The sequence below is a fragment of the Acidimicrobiales bacterium genome (genome assembly GCA_040219515.1).
Taxonomy (GTDB): domain Bacteria; phylum Actinomycetota; class Acidimicrobiia; order Acidimicrobiales; family Aldehydirespiratoraceae; genus JAJRXC01.
The window spans coordinates 185,965-200,332 of the sequence record JAVJSI010000004.1 but is presented as its reverse complement, the minus strand read 5'-3'; the positions used below and the strand labels follow the sequence as shown (position 1 = coordinate 200,332).

Below are 14,368 nucleotides of genomic sequence, written 5' to 3'. Positions count from 1 at the left end.
TCAGACCGGGCCGAGAACCGCCAGATGGCGCTGTTTCTTGCCCCGCTGCACGAGGACGAATCGGCCGTCGACGAAGTCCACGGACTCACCACCGGTCTCGACCTTGACGCCGTTCACGCGAATGCCGCCCTGTTCGATGGTGCGTCGGGCGTCGCCCCGTGAGGAGCACACCCCGGTGGCGACCAGGAGATCGACCATCGGCTCGTCGGCACCGAGAGGCTCGCCGAGCACCGTCTCGGGGACGATGCCGCGCAGCGCCTCGAGCGAGTCGCCGTCGAGGTCGCCGGCGCCGAACAGCGCCGCCTGCGCCAGGCGCGCCCGGGTGACCTCGTTCGGGCCGTGGACGAGTCCGGTGATCTCGTCGGCCAGTACCCCTTGCGCGTGGCGGGCCTCGGGCGCGGTCGCGTGCTCGGCCATGACGGCGGCGACCCGGTCGACGGGCAGCAGCGTGAGCTGGAGCAGGAAGCGCTCGACATCTCGGTCGTCGGTGCGCAGGAAGTACTGATGGAACTCATACGGCAGGGTCTTCTCGGCCGAGAGCCACACGGCGCCGTCGGCCGTCTTGCCGAACTTCGCCCCGTCGGCCCGGGTGACCAGGGGCACCGTGAGCCCGTGGGCCCGTGCCTGCTGGCGCCGCCGGATCATGTCGATGCCGGCCGTGATGTTGCCCCACTGATCAGATCCGCCGACCTGGAGCTCGCAACCGTGGCGCTCGTGGAGCTCCACGAAGTCGTTGGCCTGGAGCAGCATGTAGCTGAACTCCGTGAACGAGATGCCCTGATCGCCCTCGAGACGGCTCTTGATCGATTCCTTGGCCAGCATGGTGTTGACGGTGACGTACTTGCCGACGTCGCGGAGGAAGTCGAGCACGCCCACCCCGACCGTCCACTCCCGGTTGTCGACGAGCATGGCGCCGTCGTCGATGTCGACCACGTGGGCCAGTTGCGCACGAATGGCGGCGAGATTGCGGCCGAGCGTGTCCGAGTCGAGCAGATTGCGTTCGTCGGAACGGCCGGAGGGATCGCCGACCATGCCGGTGGCGCCGCCCGCCAGCGCGATCGGATGGTGGCCGAAGTCCTGGAATCGGCGCAGCAGGAGAAGAGGTACGAGGTTGCCGATGTGCAGGCTCTCCGCGGTCGGATCGAACCCGCAGTAGAGAGTGATGGGCCCCTCGTCGAGACGGGTCCGCAGCGCGGTTTCGTCGGTCATGTCCTGCACGAGCCCGCGCGCACGGAGGTCGTCGAGGATGGCGGAACCTGGTCTCGCTGTCGTCACCGTCCGAGGATAGGCACGCCCGACCCCGCCGAATCGTGAATTCGAAGGTTCCCTCTCCCCTGCCGTGGATCGACGCGCGTTCGCGAGCAGAATGGTCCGTCATGCGCCGACTTCGTCGCCTTCTTCTCGCGCTCCTGGCTTTCGCGTCGATTGCCGCCTCGTGCAGCTACGAAACCCAGGACTTCGCCGACCTCTTCGGCGAGGACTTCTCGGTCGATCAGCTCGAGACGGCCCAGTCGTCACGGATCTTCGACCGCGACGGCAACACCATCACCGACCTGCGGGGCGAACAGAACCGCACCGACATCTTGTTCGAGCAGGTTCCCGAACTGGTCTTCAACGCCGTGGTCGCCATCGAGGACGAGCGCTTCTGGGACCACTCCGGCGTGGACTTCAAGGCGATCCTGCGCGCCGCTCGCTCCAACGTGAGCTCGGGTGGCATCAGCCAGGGCGGTTCCACGATCACACAGCAGTACGTGGGCAACGTCTTTCTCGACCGGTCCGAGCAGACCGGCAGCCGGAAGATCGAGGAGATCTTCATGGCCCGCCGCTTCGAACAGAACTTCAGCAAGGAGTTCATCCTCGGGCGCTATCTCAACTGGGTCTACTTCGGCAACGGCGCCTACGGCGTGGAGGCGGCGGCGCGCGAGTACTTCGGCCCACCCGACTGCAGCCGCCAGCAGAGCGCGGCCGATGACGACGATCGCGATTGCCTGAAGGTCACCGAGCTCACGCTGGTCCAGGCCGCCACCATCGCGGGCCTGATCCAGGCTCCGGGACGTTTCAACCCCTACGAGAACTACGAGGCCGCCAAGGACCGACGCGACCTCGTCCTGCTGCGCATGCTCGCCAACGAGTACATCACCGAGGAGGAGTACGACCTCGCGTTGCTGGAGCCGATCGAGCTGGTGGAGGACATTCCTCTGTTGGAGGAGCAGTATCCGGCGGCCCACTTCGTCGACGAGGTGAAGCAGTGGTTCCTCGACAACGAAGCGTTCGGCGAGACCCGCGAGGATCGTACGAAGCTCCTGTTCGAGGGCGGCCTCGACATCCACACCACCATCGACCTGGAGCTGCAGGCCGCGGCCGAGGCCGCCGTGGCGAGCGAGCTGCCGAACATCGCCGCCGACGGCCGCCAGAACCCCGACGCCGCGGTCGTCACCGTGGGCACCACGGCGGCCGACGACGGCCATGTGCTCGCCATGGTCGGCGGGCGTGACTTCTTCGGCGATGGTGACTTCGCCAAGCTCAACCTCGCCACGGGCACGGGCCGCCAGGCCGGTTCGTCGATGAAGCCGATCGCGCTGGCCGCTGCCCTCCAAGCGGGAACTCCCGTCACCAGCAACTGGAACGCGCCGTCCCGAATCGACATCGAGGAGCCGGCGATCTGCGGTGGTCGCTGGAACGTTCGGGGCGGCACCGGCGGCAGTGTCAGCCTCGTCCGTGCCACCCGTAGCTCGCTCAACACGGTCTACGCCCAACTCATGGTGGCCCTGACCCCTCAGGTCTACGTCGACTGGGCCGAGCGGCTCGGCATCGGCGAGGACCGACTGCAACCGGTGTGCGCCGCCGTCCTCGGCAGCGAGAACGTCAACATGGTGGAGATGGCGACCGTCTTCTCCACGTTCAGCCGCAGCGGCACCCGAATCGATCCGGTGCTGGTCACCGAGGTCGTCAACCCCGACGGCACCCTGCTCTACGAGTACTCGCCCGACCCGGTACCGGTCCTGACCCAGAGCGTCGCCCACCAGCTCACATGGGTGCTCGAAGGCGTGATCACCGGTGGCACCGGCACACGGGCCCAGCTGGCCGACGGACGCGCCGCGGCAGGCAAGACCGGCACCACGCAGAACAACGTGGATGCCACCTTCGTCGGCTACACGGCCCAGCGGACGACGGCGGTGTGGGTCGGCTTCCCGACCGCGGGACAGATCCCGATGACCAACTACTTCAACGGCGCCAGCGTGCAGGGCGGCACGTTCCCCGCCCTGATCTGGAAGGCCGTGATGGACCGGGCCCACGAGGGCCTCCCGGTCGAGGAGTTCCCGACGCCGCCGCCGAGTTCGACCACCACCACGATTCCCGTTCCGCCGGCCACCGGGGTCGTACCCGACCTCATAGGCCGCACGATCGACGAGGCGCTCTATGCCGAGCTCGCCTCGCAGTTCTTCAGCCTGAACACCTTCGAGGTCGAGACCGACGAGGTGCCCGAGAATCAGATCGTGTCGCAGGTTCCCGATCCCGGCGACGAGGTCCCCGGCGGCACCCTCATCACCGTCGGGGTCGCCATCTCGCCACAGACCAGCCCGGTTCCCGACGTGCTCGGGCTCGACGAGGCCGTCGCCCGCCAGAGTCTCACCGGCGACGGCTTCCTCCAGGAGGTCAGCTACGAGACCGACCCGGACCCCGGCGACGGTGGCGTGGTTCCCGGCGTGGTGTGGGCCCAGGATCCCCCGGGCGGCACCGACCGCGAAGGGGTCGACACGGTCCGACTCAAGGTCAATCCGCCGGCCGACGGCGGGGAGTGACCGGTGACATCGACCTACGAATCGCCGTTCGAAGAGACCGAGGAGCGTTACTGGGGCGCGACCCGCATCGCCCTCACCGTCGTGGTGCTCCTCATCATCGCAATGTGGGCGTGGATCTACCTCTGGGCGCCGAGGGACAACCCCGACCGTCTCGAGACCCGCTCGTTCGCCACCCGAGCCGAGTCGTTGTGCGCGCCATTGGCTGCCGACATCGCTGCCATTCCGGCGACCACCACCGACACGACCATCGCCGAGCGGGCCGACTTCGTCACCACGGGGACCGAGTTCGCGGCGGCCATGGTCGAGGGACTCAAGGCCGAGTCCGCGGCCGTGACCGACGAGAACGACCGCCGGCTGCTCGAGTTCTGGTTCGCCGACTGGGACGCCTACCTGGCCGACCGCGAGGCCTATGCCGCTCGGCTGCGGGCCGCGCCGGCCGATGCGAATCGCAGTGATCTGGCGTTCACGATCAGCGAGCGGTCGTCGGGCGGTCAGTACACCCGCACGATCGACGGATTCGCCTCGGTCAACGACATGACGTCGTGCTCCGTGCCGGGCGACATCTAACGGTTCGTCAACCGACGAGCGAGCGCGAACCCCTGTCGTGCCATGCGGAGAAGGCCCGGGTCGACCCCGAGCGCGTCCAACTCGGGTTCGGTGACCCAGCGCTGGTCCTGTGACTCGTGGTTCGCCGCGACGGACGCGTCCTCGGGGGCCAGGACGAGAAAGCGCACGTCGTAGTGATCGTGGGCGTCCTCCTTCGGCGGATCGACCCGATGGATGTCGAGATCGATCGGTACCGGCCAGATCCGCAGGCCCTCGATGCCGGTCTCCTCCTCGGCTTCCCTCAGCGCCACGGCAGGGAGGTTCGCGTCGCCATCGGCATGGCCCCCCGGTTGCACCCAGATCTGCAGCTTGGTGTGGAACAGCATGAGCGTGCGGTCGGCCGTGGCATCGACCACGAAGGCGCTGCCGGTGAGATGGCCGGGGCGCTCACCCCGGTCGAGCGGGATCGGCCGATCGGCGAGCAGCGCCCGCATGCGCGCCCGGGTGTCGATCAGCCGGGGTTCGTCGACCGTGGCGATCGTCGCCCAGGCATCACCGACGCGGGCCGACGACGTCAGACTCGGGTCGCCGGCGGAGATGAGCGTCGTCGATGGCATCTCGACGACGCTACCGGCCCGGCTCGAACGGCCGACTCAGCTCGACGGCACCCGTGACGCCGAATCGCCACGGAAGATCGCCACCCTTCGAGAGTCCGATGCGGGTGCCGACGGCCGGTCGGGTCGGCGGATCGACGCCGTCGTCACGAATCGAGACACCGTGCTCGGCCCGGACGAGGTCGGCGCCGTCGTGGCCTCGTCCGAGATCGAACGCCTGGGCCAGTTTCGCGGGTCCGTTGCCCAGATCGACGTCTCGCCGTGCTGCTGTTCGGCGGCGCCGCATCACTTCGACGCCACGCAGTGGCGTCACGGCTCGCAGGAGGACGGCGCCCGGCGTTCCCCCGGCGTCGGTCACCACGTTGGCGCACCAGTGCATTCCGTAGGTGAAGTAGACGTAGAAGTGACCGGCGGGCCCGAACATCACTGCGGTGCGGGGCGTGGCGCCGCGAAAGGCGTGCGATCCGGGGTCGTCGCTCCCCCGGTAGGCCTCGACCTCGACGATCCGGCCCGCCACGCCCGGTGCGACGAGCACCTTGTTGAGGAGTTCGGGCGCAACCTCGAGCGTCGGCCGGGAGTAGAACGAACGTCCGAGCCGCCGACCCATCAGGCCAGGTGAGCGCGCAGCTCGTCGGGGATCGGCACGGGGCGGAACTCCGCGTGATCGACCACGACATACGTCGTGACGGAGTCGATGACGGGGCGCCCGGCCACATGACCGATCGCGGCGACATCGAACGAGGTGGTTCCCCACCGGCTCACCGCGAGCTCGAGGGTGAGCGTCTCGCCGAAGCGGGCCGGGCCCGCCCAGATGATCTCGCTGCGTTTGACCATCACCTCCCACCCGAGGGTGGTCTCGAACTCCGGCGCGAGCGACCGGACCCAGCAGTCGACCGCGTCGTCGATGAAGGCCATGTAGTGCGCGTTGAAGACGACGCCCTGCTGGTCGCACTCGCCGTAGCGAATGCGATAGTCGTAGGACGACATCAGCCGAGGTGGGCGCGGAACCGCTCGAGTTGATCGGCCACCGCAGAGGGTGCGCCACCGCCGCGGGTCGTGCGCCGGGTGACCGACACGCCGGGCGCCAACAACGCCGCGGCCTCGGCGCCCAGAGCGTCGTGGGTCGTCACCAGATCGACGAGTTCACCGTCGCCGGCCAGCGCCTTGCGCACGAGCTCGCCCACGACGGCATGGGCACTGCGAAACGGCATGCCCCGGGCGACGAGCCATTCGGCCAGATCGGTGGCCGCGGCATAGGGCGATGACGCAGCGGCGGCCATACGGTCGGTGCGGTAGGTCGTGGTGGCGACCATCCCATCGAGGGCGAGCAGGGTGAGCCGCACCGTGTCGACGGCATCGAACAACGGCTCCTTGTCCTCCTGGAGGTCCTTGTTGTAGGTGAGCGGCAGGCCCTTGACGGTGGTGAGCAGGCCCGTCAGGTGCCCGATCAGTCGGCCGGCCTTGCCCCGGGCCAGCTCGGCGATGTCGGGGTTCTTCTTCTGCGGCATCATCGACGAGCCGGTCGAGAACGCGTCGTCGAGTTCGACGAAGCCGAACTCGGTCGACGCCCAGATGATCAGCTCCTCCCCCATCCGGCTCAGGTGGACGCCGAGCAGCGAGAGGGCGAAGAGCGTCTCGACCACGAAGTCGCGATCACTCACTGCATCGAGGGAGTTGTCGAACACCTCGGCGAAGCCGAGGGCCGCCGCGGTGATGGTCGGGTCGAGCGGTAGCGATGATCCCGCGAGGGCGCCGGCGCCGAGTGGCGACACATCGACCCGCACTCGGGCGTCGCGGAGCCGGCTCACGTCGCGGGCGAGGGCCCAGCCATGGGCCAGGAGATGGTGGGCCAGTGCCACCGGCTGGGCCTGTTGGAGGTGGGTGTAGCCGGGAAGGTACGCATCGCCGGCGGCATCGGCCTGGGCCAGCAGCGTGCGTTGCAACCGCACGGTGAGCTCGACGATCTCGTCGATCGCACCTTTGGTCCAGAGCCGCAGGTCGGTGGCGACCTGGTCGTTGCGGCTGCGCCCGGTGTGGAGTTTGCCGCCCTCGGGCGCCAGCTCGGTCACCCGCCGCTCGACGGCGGTGTGGATGTCCTCGTCGCTCGCCACGAAGGCGAAGGTGCCCTCGGTCATCTCGGCCTCGACCCGATCGAGCGCGCCGAGCACGGCGTCTCGCTCGGCCTCGGTGAGCAGCCCGACGGCGGCCAGCATCCCGACATGGGCGCGCGAACCGGCGATGTCCTCGCGGAACATCCGCCGGTCGAACGGCAACGAGTCGTTGAGCGCCTGGAGGGCCTCGGACGGGCCGCCTTCGAAACGCCCGTGCCAGAGTTGGCCCCGGTCCGCCACGATCAGCCCCGCTTCCGCGCGAGGTTCCGCAGCCGCAGCGCGTTGAGCTTGATGAAGCCCTCGGCGTCGGACTGGTCGTAGGCGCCCTCGTCCTCCTCGAACGTGGCGATCTTCTCGTCGAACAACGAGTCGTCGGACCTGCGCCCGGCGACGTCGACATTTCCCTTGTAGAGCCGGATGCGCACATCGCCGTTGACGTACTGCTGACTGTGGTCGATGGCCACCTGGAGCATCTCGCGCTCCGGACTCCACCAGAAACCGTTGTAGATCAGCTCGGCGTACTTCGGCATGAGCGAGTCCTTGAGGTGGGCGACCTCGCGATCGAGCGTGATCGACTCGATGGCGCGATGGGCCCGCAGCATGATCGTGCCGCCGGGGGTCTCGTAGGCGCCGCGGCTCTTCATGCCCACGAACCGGTTCTCGACGATGTCGAGCCGACCGACGCCGTTGGCCCCGCCCACACGGTTCAGTTCGGTGAGCACCTCGGCCGGCGACATGGCCTTGCCGTCGATCGCGACGATGTCGCCACGCTCGTAGGTCAGGTCGAGATAGGTGGCCTCGTTGGGGGCCATCTCGGGGCTGACCGACCAGCGCCACATCTCCGCCGGGGGCTCGGTGAACGGGTCTTCGAGCGGGCCGCCCTCGAAGGAGATGTGCAGCAGGTTGGCGTCCATCGAGAACGGCGACTTCTTGCCCCGCTTCATCTCGATCGGGATGTCGTGTTCGGCCGCGTAGTTCATCAACGACTCGCGGGAGCCGAGGTCCCACTCGCGCCACGGCGCGATCACCTTGATGTCGGGGGCCAGCGCGTAGGCACCCAGCTCGAACCGGACCTGGTCGTTGCCCTTTCCGGTGGCGCCGTGGCTGATGGCGTCGGCACCGTGCTCGGCGGCGATCTCGACGAGCCGCTTGGCGATGAGCGGGCGGGCGATCGAGGTGCCCAGCAGGTACTCGCCCTCGTAGATCGTGTTGGCCCGAAACATGGGGAACACGAAGTCGCGCACGAACTCCTCACGCACGTCCTCGATGTGGATGTGGTCCTCGGGCACGCCCATCTGCAGCGCCTTGGCCCGGGCCGGTTCGACCTCTTCGCCCTGACCGAGGTCGGCGGTGAAGGTGATCACTTCGGCGTCGTAGGTCTCCTGCAACCAGCGCAGGATGATCGAGGTGTCGAGGCCGCCGCTGTAGGCGAGTACAACCTTCATGTCAGTTCCACTTCTTTCGGTTCTTTTCGGGGGACTTGTCAGAGACCGGCCAGATCACGAATGCGATCGGCGAGTTCGGCGCCGCTGATGGACTCAGCCGCGATCACCATGAGCGTGTCGTCGCCGGCGACCGTACCCAGGATGTCGTCGATGCCCGCCCGGTCGAGGGCGGAAGCGACGACATGGGCCGAACCGGGGGGCGTCCGCAACATGACGATGTTGCCCGACACGCCGACATCGGCGACCCAGTCGCCCATCACGCGACGAAGATGGTCCTCGGGGGCGATGCGATCGACGGGGTGTTCGGGAATCGCGTAGACGGTCTCGCCGCCGGGCACCCGCACCTTGATGGCGCCCAGCTCGTCGAGGTCGCGCGAGACCGTCGCCTGAGTCGCCACGATGTCCTCGGCCACGAGCAAGTCGACCAGCTGTGTCTGGCTGGTGACCGCCTGGCCGGCGAGCAGCAACCCGATGCGGTGTTGGCGGCGAGCCTTGCTCACGGTGCGTCCTTCGTGGGAGTGCCGCTTCTCATGATTGTGCCTCGTTCACGAGGAAGGCGAGCAGGCCACGGGCGGCGTGCATGCGGTTGGCCGCCTGCACCCAGATCCGGCTGCGTTCGCCGTCGATCACGGCGTCGGCCACCTCTTCACCGCGATGAGCGGGAAGGCAGTGCAGGAAGATCGCACCGGCCGACGCGATGCTCATCAGCCGCGCATCGACCTGGAAACCCTCGAAGTCACGTCGGCGCTTGTCGGCCTCGGCCTCCTGCCCCATCGATGTCCATGTGTCGGCATAGATCGCGTCGGCGCCGGCCGCCGCGACGTCGGGACGATCGAAGACCTGCGCTTCGCCGCTGGCGCGAATCCGGTCGAGATCGGTGTCGGAGAACGTGTAGCCCGGTGGACTGGCGATGCGAAACTGCATGCCCGTCAGTGCCGCGCCGATCGCCAGCGAGCGGGCGACGTTGTTCGCGTCGCCGATGTAGGCCACGCTGCGGCCTTCGAGCGAACCGAACTCGCGGCGCAGGGTGAGCAGATCGGCGAGTGCCTGCATGGGGTGGCCCTGGTCACTCAGGAGGTTGACCACCGGGACCCGATCGACGCCCGCCATCCGCTCGACGACGCCGTGATCGAAGACCCGCGCGCCGATCGCGGCGTGGTAGCCGGCCATGGCGTTGGTGACGTCCTCGACGGACTCGCGGGTGTCGAGGCCGACCTCGTCGCCCTGGATGTACACCGGGTGTCCGCCGAGTTGCACCACGGCCATCTCCATCGAGTTGCGGGTGCGGGCCGAGGGCTTCTCGAAGATCAGGGCCATGCCCTTGCCCGCGAGCACGCGCGGGGGTTCCGGGATGGTGGCGAGATCGAGCACGCGGGCGAGTTCGGCCGGGGAGAGATCGTCGATCTCGAGGAAGTGGCGCATCAGGCGGCCTCCGTTGGGGTCGAGAGAACAGCCTCGATGATGCCCACGGCCTCGTCGATCTGTTGGTCGGTCACGATGAAGGGCGGCGCGAGGCGCAGGGCCGTCGGTGTGATGCCGTTGAGAATCAGGCCACGGTCGAGACACGCTCGGGCGATCTCGGGACCGGTGCGACCGGCCAGCGCGCCGGGTGTGAGTTCGACGCCGACCAGCAGACCGCTCCCACGCACGTGGTCGACGCCGTCGAGGGCCGAGAGTCGGGTCCGCAGCACCGCACTCCGGTCGCGTACGTGCGCCGGTGCATCCATCTCGACGTAGCGCTCGATCGTGGCCCGGGCGGCGGCCAGAGCCAGAGCCTGGCCGGCGAACGTCGATCCGTGATCGCCGGGTCCGAACGCCGCCGCCACGTCGTCGCGGGCCCACAGCGCACCGACCGGCATACCGTTGGCGATGCCCTTCGCGACGGTGACGACATCCGGGGCGATGCCCGCGTGTTGGAAGCCGAACCACTCGCCGGTGCGGGCGAATCCGGTCTGGATTTCGTCGAGGATGAGGAGAATGCCGCGCTCGTCACAGATCGCCCGCACGCCCTGGAGGTACGCGGGGTCGGCCGCGTTGACCCCGCCTTCTCCCTGGACCGGTTCGAGGAGGACGGCGCCCACCTCGGGGCCGAGCGCCCGTTCCAGCTCGTCGAGATCGTTCCAGGCCACGTGCCGGAAGCCCTCGGGCAGGGGCTGGAACGGTTCGTGCTTCTCGGGCTGACCGGTGGCGGCGAGCGTGGCCAGCGTGCGGCCGTGGAACGACCGCATTGCGCTGACGACCACATGGCGCCCCCGACCCTGGTACTTGCGGGTGATCTTGATGGCGGCCTCGTTGGCCTCGGCGCCCGAGTTCTGGAAGAGCACCTGGCCGGACCCACAGTCGATGAGCTCGGAGATGCGCTCGGCCACCGGCGCCTGGTGCTCGTTGGCGAAGAGGTTCGACGTGTGGGTGAGCGTGGCGGCCTGTTCGGCGATCGCCTTGGCCACAGCCGGATCGGAGTGCCCGAGCGAGGTGACGGCGAGACCGCACAGGAAGTCGAGGTGGCGGGTGCCGTGGTCGTCCCACAGCTCGGCCCCCTGGCCCTTCACGAAGAGCCGGGGCGGCGACCCGTAGTTGTTCATCAGCGGGCTGTGGTCGCCGGTGGCACCCCACGCCGCGGCTTGTTCGGCGCTCATGCGTGTTCCTTCGCGGTGACCATGGTGCCGATACCGGCGTCGGTGAACAGCTCCAACAACAGGACATGGGGAATGCGGCCGTCGAGCATGTGGGCGGACTTGGCTCCCGCCTCGACGGCGTCGATGCAGGCTCGCACCTTCGGGATCATGCCACCGCTGATGGAGCCGTCGGCGATGAGCGCCTCGATGTCGGGGACGTCGGCCCGCGCGATGATCGACGACGCATCGGTGACGTCGGTGAGAAGCCCGGGAACATCGGTGAGGTAGATGACCTTCTCGGCGTCGAGGGCACCGGCCAGGGCGCCGGCCACGGTGTCGGCGTTGATGTTGTAGGCCTGGCCCGAGGCGTCGGAGCCGATGGTGGAAACGACCGGGATCATGTCCTCGGCCAGAAGCCGCTCGATGATGCCCGGCTGCACCGAGACCACATCGCCCACGAACCCCAGCGCCGCGTCGCGTGCGGCCGCGGTGATCAGGCCGCCGTCCTCGCCCGACAGCCCGACCGCATACGCCCCGTGAACGTTGATCGATCCGACGATGTCGCGACCGACCTTGCCGACGAGCACCATGCGGGCGACGTCGAGCGTTTCTTCGTCGGTGACCCGCAGGCCATCGACGAACTCGGTCTCCTTGCCGAGGCGGGCCAGAAGCTCGCCGATCTGCGGTCCGCCGCCATGAACCACCACCGGCTTCAGGCCGACCGAGCGCAGCAGGACGATGTCCTCGGCGAATGTCGCCGACAGCAAGGGGTCGACCATGGCGTTGCCGCCGAGCTTCACGACCACGACGGCACCGCGGAAGCGCTGGATGTAGGGCAGCGCCTCGACGAGCGCCCCGGCCCGCTGATCGGGGGCGAAGCCGCGATCGGGCGTCCGGTCCGTGATGTCGTCTGGGCTGCTCATGATCGGTATCCCGCGTTGATGTCGATGTAGCCGTGGGTGAGATCGCAGGTCCAGATGGCGGCCGCACCGTCGCCGACCCCGACGTCGACCCGGATGGTGATCTCGTCGCCCCGCAAGTGCTCGGTCGCTCGGGCCTCGGAGTAGCCGTCGACCTGCACGCCCTTTGCGGCGACCAGCTCGGGACCGATCCAGATCTCGAGCTCGTCGCGGTCGGCGGCCTGGCCGGCCTTGCCGACGGCCATGACGATGCGGCCCCAGTTGGCGTCCTCTGCGGCCAACGCCGTCTTCACCAGCGGCGAGTTGCCGATGGCGAACGCGATGATCTCGGCCGCGTCGGCGGACGCCGCGCCGGTGACCTGGACCTCGACGAACTTCGTGGCCCCCTCGCCGTCGCGGACGATCTGATGGGCCAGGTCCAGCAAGACGCCATCGAGCGCGGCCTGGAAGCCGGGCACTCGCGGGTCGGCCGTCGAGGAGATGATCGCGTCGGGCTGGGCGCCGGTGGCGAAGAGGAGCACGGTGTCGCTCGTCGAGGTGTCGCTGTCGACGGTGATGCGGTTGAACGAGGCGGCGACCGACGCGGACAGGACCCGTTGGAGCACATCGGGGGCGACCGCGAGGTCGGTGAACACGAAAGCCAGCATCGTGGCCATGTCGGGCGCGATCATGCCGCTGCCCTTGGCGATGCCGACGATGTGCGCGGAGGTGTCGGGCACCGCCGCTGACGCGGCCTTCGAGAACGTGTCGGTCGTGCGGATGGCCCCGGCCGATGCGGCCCAACCGTCGGCGCCGGAGGCTTCGAGCTTCGCGGCCAGTGCCGGCAGGCCGGCGCGGAGCGCGTCGCTCGGCAGGGTCTCGCCGATCACGCCGGTCGAGGCCAGATAGATCGTGTCGGGGTCGACGCCGAGCGCCTGTCCGACCAGGTCGGCGGTGAGCGCGGCGGCGGTGTCGCCCGCCTTGCCGGTGAAGGCATTGGCATTGCCGCTGTTGCAGACGATGGCCCGCGCCGAGCCGTCTCCCGCTCCGAGAATGCGCCGGCACCAGTCGACGGGTGCGCTCGGGCAGAGACTCTTCGTGAAAGTGCCCGCCACGGTGGTGCCCTCGGCCAGCTCGGCCAGGAACAGATCGGCCCGTTTGGCGTAGCGGATGCCGGCCTCGTGGGTGGCGAGCCGCACCCCGGCGACGGGCGGGAGGACAGGAAACGACGAGGGTGCGAGTGGTGAGATGTCGGTCATGAGGTGGCCTACGGGTAGAGGCCGGCCGCAGCCAGACCGGTGGCTTCGGGTAGACCGAGCACGGCGTTGGCGCACTGCACGCCCTGACCCGACGCGCCCTTGACCAGGTTGTCGAGGGCGCCGATGGCCAGCACGGTGCCCGTGCGCTGATCGACCCGGGCGGTGAGGTGCACGCTGTTGGAGCCGAGCGTCGCCTTGGTCGACGGGCTCCGCTCGGACACCACCACGAACGGCTCGTCGTCGTAGGCGTCGTGCAGGCACGCCATCACGTCGGCGGTCGTGATCGAGCCGACCGGCCGCCCGTAGCAGGTGGCGAGAATGCCCCGATTCATCGGCGCCATGTGGGGGGTGAAGAGGACCTGGGCGCCGGTGCCGGCATGGGCACCGAGGGCGAACTCGATCTCGGGCGTGTGCCGATGCGACAACAAGCCGTAGGCCGTGAAGTCCTCGTCGACCGTGCAGAACGTGGTGGTGGGTTTGGGCGGACGCCCGGCCCCGGACGCACCGCTCGCGGCGTCGACGATGATGCCGGACGACTCGATCAGCCCGGCGGCCAGCAACGGGGCCAGTGTGAGCGATGCGGTGGTGACGTAGCAGCCGGCGACGGCGACGAGTTCGGCCCCGGGAAGTCGGTCACGGAAGAGCTCGGGCATGCCGAACACGAAGTCGGTGAGCAGTTCGGGGGCGGTGTGCGCTTCGCCGTACCACTCGGGGTAGATCGACGGGTCGTCGAAGCGGAAGTCGGCCGACAGATCGACGATGTGCGGCACCTTGCCCCTGATCTCCGGCACGAGCTTCTGCGAGTGACCGTGGGGAAGACCCATGAACACGAGGTCGATGCCGTCGAGGATCGACTCGTCGTAGGGAGCAAACACCATCTCGCCGTAGGCAGCGGCCAGACTGGGGTAGAGATCGCCGATACGGGTGCCGGCCTGGGTCTCGCCGGTTGCGACGACCACCTCGAACTCGGGGTGACCGGCGCACAATCTGAGGAACTCTGCGCCGGTGAATCCCGACGCGCCGATGATGGCGACCCGTTGCATTCGAGCACCCTACTCCGAACGCGCATCTTTATG

General features: G+C 68.6%; 14 protein-coding genes. 2 read left to right on the top strand and 12 right to left on the bottom strand.

The window, feature by feature from the left end:
- Complete coding sequence (gene tyrS / locus RIB98_02070; protein MEQ8839743.1) at nt 1-1,275, bottom strand: tyrosine--tRNA ligase; 1,275 nt, start codon at nt 1,273-1,275, stop codon at nt 1-3.
- A gap of 101 nt (nt 1,276-1,376) precedes the next feature.
- On the opposite strand from tyrS, the gene RIB98_02065 reads away from it, so the two are divergent.
- Together RIB98_02065 and RIB98_02060 are read left to right on the top strand one after the other, a co-directional pair.
- The gene (locus RIB98_02065) at nt 1,377-3,803 is read left to right on the top strand and encodes a transglycosylase domain-containing protein (protein ID MEQ8839742.1); all 2,427 of its coding nucleotides are present in this window, start codon (nt 1,377-1,379) and stop codon (nt 3,801-3,803) included.
- A gap of 3 nt (nt 3,804-3,806) precedes the next feature.
- Nucleotides 3,807-4,370, top strand: coding sequence for a hypothetical protein (locus tag RIB98_02060; GenBank protein ID MEQ8839741.1), 564 nt, complete (start codon nt 3,807-3,809; stop codon nt 4,368-4,370).
- Here RIB98_02060 and RIB98_02055 read toward each other — a convergent pair.
- The 11 genes from RIB98_02055 to argC are packed head-to-tail and all read right to left on the bottom strand — an operon-like array spanning nt 4,367 to nt 14,335.
- Nucleotides 4,367-4,966, bottom strand: a complete 600-nt coding sequence (locus RIB98_02055; protein MEQ8839740.1) for an NUDIX hydrolase — start codon at nt 4,964-4,966, stop codon at nt 4,367-4,369. The two genes, RIB98_02060 and RIB98_02055, sit on opposite strands and share 4 nt — an antisense overlap.
- A gap of 10 nt (nt 4,967-4,976) precedes the next feature.
- Nucleotides 4,977-5,570, bottom strand: coding sequence for a DNA-3-methyladenine glycosylase (locus RIB98_02050; GenBank protein ID MEQ8839739.1), 594 nt, complete (start codon nt 5,568-5,570; stop codon nt 4,977-4,979).
- On the bottom strand, nt 5,570-5,950 hold the full coding sequence (locus tag RIB98_02045; protein MEQ8839738.1) for a thioesterase family protein: 381 nt from the start codon (nt 5,948-5,950) through the stop codon (nt 5,570-5,572). Before RIB98_02045 ends, RIB98_02050 begins: the two co-directional genes overlap by 1 nt.
- Nucleotides 5,950-7,314 carry an argininosuccinate lyase gene (gene argH, locus RIB98_02040; GenBank protein MEQ8839737.1) on the bottom strand — a complete coding sequence of 455 codons (1,365 nt, stop codon included), beginning with the start codon at nt 7,312-7,314 and terminating at the stop codon, nt 5,950-5,952. The genes RIB98_02045 and argH overlap by 1 nt, the downstream gene beginning before the upstream one ends.
- 2 nt (nt 7,315-7,316) lie before the next feature.
- A complete protein-coding gene (locus RIB98_02035) occupies nt 7,317-8,519 on the bottom strand; it encodes an argininosuccinate synthase (protein ID MEQ8839736.1) in 1,203 nt (400 codons plus the stop codon).
- Nucleotides 8,520-8,557: 38 nt separating this feature from the next.
- Complete coding sequence (argR, locus tag RIB98_02030) at nt 8,558-9,019, bottom strand: arginine repressor (GenBank protein MEQ8839735.1); 462 nt, start codon at nt 9,017-9,019, stop codon at nt 8,558-8,560.
- 28 nt (nt 9,020-9,047) lie between these two features.
- Nucleotides 9,048-9,941 carry an ornithine carbamoyltransferase gene (argF, locus tag RIB98_02025; protein ID MEQ8839734.1) on the bottom strand — a complete coding sequence of 298 codons (894 nt, stop codon included), beginning with the start codon at nt 9,939-9,941 and terminating at the stop codon, nt 9,048-9,050.
- A complete protein-coding gene (locus RIB98_02020; GenBank protein ID MEQ8839733.1) occupies nt 9,941-11,155 on the bottom strand; it encodes an acetylornithine transaminase in 1,215 nt (404 codons plus the stop codon). Before RIB98_02020 ends, argF begins: the two co-directional genes overlap by 1 nt.
- A complete protein-coding gene (gene argB, locus RIB98_02015) occupies nt 11,152-12,057 on the bottom strand; it encodes an acetylglutamate kinase (protein ID MEQ8839732.1) in 906 nt (301 codons plus the stop codon). Before argB ends, RIB98_02020 begins: the two co-directional genes overlap by 4 nt.
- Nucleotides 12,054-13,292 carry a bifunctional glutamate N-acetyltransferase/amino-acid acetyltransferase ArgJ gene (gene argJ / locus RIB98_02010; protein MEQ8839731.1) on the bottom strand — a complete coding sequence of 413 codons (1,239 nt, stop codon included), beginning with the start codon at nt 13,290-13,292 and terminating at the stop codon, nt 12,054-12,056. The genes argB and argJ overlap by 4 nt, the downstream gene beginning before the upstream one ends.
- Nucleotides 13,293-13,300: 8 nt before the next feature.
- The gene (gene argC / locus RIB98_02005) at nt 13,301-14,335 is read right to left on the bottom strand and encodes an N-acetyl-gamma-glutamyl-phosphate reductase (protein ID MEQ8839730.1); all 1,035 of its coding nucleotides are present in this window, start codon (nt 14,333-14,335) and stop codon (nt 13,301-13,303) included.
- Nucleotides 14,336-14,368: the final 33 nt, after the last annotated feature.